Source organism: Terrisporobacter muris, assembly GCF_024621905.1.
Classification (GTDB): domain Bacteria; phylum Bacillota; class Clostridia; order Peptostreptococcales; family Peptostreptococcaceae; genus Terrisporobacter; species Terrisporobacter muris.
In genome coordinates this window covers 1-1129 of the sequence record NZ_JANKBY010000591.1, presented here as the reverse complement: position 1 = coordinate 1129, position 1129 = coordinate 1, and the positions used below count along the sequence as shown (strand labels likewise).

The 1129-nt window shown below is 27.1% G+C and carries 1 protein-coding gene; it reads left to right on the top strand.

Translation table 11 applies throughout. The features are described from left to right. Positions 1-205: 205 nt before the first annotated feature. A partial coding sequence (locus NSA58_RS20485; protein ID WP_257560956.1) for a magnesium transporter CorA family protein occupies positions 206-1129 on the top strand: 924 nt, incomplete at its 3' end.

Below are 1129 nucleotides of genomic sequence, written 5' to 3'. Positions count from 1 at the left end.
GAAAATCATTAATATATAATAGATGTTTAAATAATAAAGGAGAGTGATGAAAAATGGACAGTATTCCGATACTCTTGTTTCGGACTGTAAGACTTTTTAATCACTTAATAATATCTATTTATGACTAATACCCTTTTTATATATTGGTCTTTTAATAGATATCATTAAGTGCCAATATATAAAACTGAATAAAGGATGTGTTGCCATGATAAGATATTACAAAACAATTGAGACAAAATTAGAAAAACTTAACGACTTTGAAGATGGTTGTTGGATAAATCTTGTTGAACCGAGTCATGAAGAAATAAGATATATTTCAGATAGATTTGATATAGATATTGATAGTATCAATGCAGCTCTTGATGAAGAAGAACGTTCAAGAATAGATGCGGAGGATAATCATACATTAATTTTAATTGATATTCCAATAGATGAGTCTGACTCTGATTCTGCTCATTACTCTACTATTCCCTTGGGAATAATAGTTAAGGATAATTGTATAATTACTGTATGCACTGCACAGAGTAAAATTCTAAACGACTTTATAGTTGGTCATATAAAAGAATTCTATACTCATAAGAAAACACGTTTTATACTACAAATTTTGCATAAAAATGCTACTTACTATTTATTATATCTTAGAAGAATTAATAGAATGACTATAGAAATAGAACGTGAAATACACAAATCTATGAAGAATAAAGAGCTTGTTCAATTATTAGAACTAGAAAAATCACTTGTATATTTCTCTACTTCTTTAAAAGCAATTGAACTAGTTTTAAATAAAATGCTTCGTACATCTACAATAAAAAAATATTCTGAAGATGAGGATTTATTAGAAGATGTTATTATAGAAAATAGACAGGCCCTTGAAATGGCCTCTATTTATGGAGATATACTTAGTAGAATCATGGATGCTTTTAGTGCTATTGTTAATAATAACCAAAATAACGTAATGCAACTTTTAACTGTTGTGACGCTTATTTTATCCATACCTACAATGATTTCAGGATATTTTGGAATGAACGTTCAAAATATTCCGTTTTCATCAGATCCCAATGGATTTTGGATAATACTATTTATATCAGCAATTATTTGTTTAATATTATCTATACTTTTATCAAAAAAT